The organism is Nitrosomonas sp. HPC101 (assembly GCF_009833125.1).
In the GTDB taxonomy this organism is placed as follows: Bacteria; Pseudomonadota; Gammaproteobacteria; order Burkholderiales; family Nitrosomonadaceae; genus Nitrosomonas.
In genome coordinates, this window is the sequence record NZ_QRCC01000024.1 from 1 (window position 1) to 1,482 (window position 1,482).

Below are 1,482 nucleotides of genomic sequence, written 5' to 3' on the forward strand. Positions count from 1 at the left end.
GTAATGTGGTTGGAAATCGATAGTCAAGTAGATGTATTATTCAGGCAGTGGACGGTATTCTAGTGTTTAACGTTATACGAGCAGATGTGATATTGGCGTAAATGTATTGGTATTCCACTGTGCTTCGATCTGCTACTCAAGGCAGGGCAACGTATTCTATGGAATTCAAACACTATTCCGAAGCTCCCAAAAATGTGGCTGAGGCAATTATCAGTAAAAAATAGAGCTATTAAATAAAAAGAGGTTGGCGTAATGGCGAAAAGTAAATTTGAGCGGGTAAAGCCGCATGTGAATGTAGGGACGATAGGTCACGTGGATCATGGTAAGACGACGTTAACGGCGGCGATCACGACGATACTGACCAGAAAATTTGGTGGAGAGGCCAAGTCGTACACTCAGATAGATTCGGCACCCGAAGAGCGGGCACGTGGCATTACCATTAGCACATCCCACGTTGAGTATGAAACGGATAAACGCCATTACGCGCACGTTGATTGCCCGGGTCACGCTGACTATGTGAAGAACATGATCACAGGCGCGGCGCAGATGGATGGTGCCATTCTGGTGGTGTCGGCAGCGGATGGGCCCATGCCGCAGACACGCGAGCATATTTTATTGGCACGGCAGGTAGGGGTACCTTATATCGTCGTCTTCATGAATAAGGCTGACATGGTGGACGATGCCGAGTTGCTTGAGCTTGTCGAGATGGAAATACGGGAACTGTTGTCCAAGTATGATTTTCCGGGAGATGATACGCCTATCATCGTTGGTTCGGCCTTGAAGGCGCTGGAGGGAGATCAAAGTGACATTGGCGAGGCGGCTATTCTGAAGCTGGCGGATGTTTTGGATTCATACATACCGGAGCCGCAAAGAGCGATTGATGGAGCCTTTATCATGCCTGTTGAAGACGTGTTTTCGATCTCCGGGCGTGGAACGGTTGTCACCGGACGTGTAGAACGTGGCGTGCTTAAGGTGGGTGATGAAATAGAAATTGTGGGGTTGAGGCCTACTATTAAAACAGTATGTACTGGTGTTGAGATGTTCCGGAAGCTGTTGGATCAGGGGCAGGCTGGGGACAACGTTGGTATTCTGTTGAGAGGTACCAAGCGCGAGGAAGTTGAGCGAGGTCAGGTCCTGGCTAAGCCGGGCAGCATACTGCCACACACCAAGTTTGCCGCAGAGATCTATGTGTTGAGTAAAGAAGAAGGAGGACGTCACACACCATTTTTTGCTGGATATCGCCCACAGTTTTATTTCAGAACGACTGATGTAACAGGCTCGATTGAACTGCCGGCAGGTGTCGAAATGGTGATGCCTGGCGACAATATATCAGTTAATGTTAATTTGATTGCACCAATTGCGATGACTGAAGGGTTGCGTTTTGCTATCCGTGAGGGGGGGCGTACCGTTGGCGCCGGCGTCGTCGCTAAAGTGATTGAATAAACCATAAGGCTACGGTTGGTAGCTGTCATTTAAAATGAG

At 48.8% G+C, this 1,482-nt stretch carries 1 protein-coding gene and 1 pseudogene; both read left to right on the plus strand.

The annotated features are described in order from the left end of the window. Window positions 1-224 (plus strand): annotated as a pseudogene (gene fusA, locus ABO04_RS11690) (elongation factor G); the annotation flags it as partial. A 28-nt stretch (window positions 225-252) separates the two neighbouring features. Then, the gene (tuf, locus tag ABO04_RS11695) at window positions 253-1,443 is read left to right on the plus strand and encodes an elongation factor Tu (RefSeq protein ID WP_160810852.1); all 1,191 of its coding nucleotides are present in this window, start codon (window positions 253-255) and stop codon (window positions 1,441-1,443) included. The last annotated feature ends 39 nt before the right edge of the window (window positions 1,444-1,482 follow it).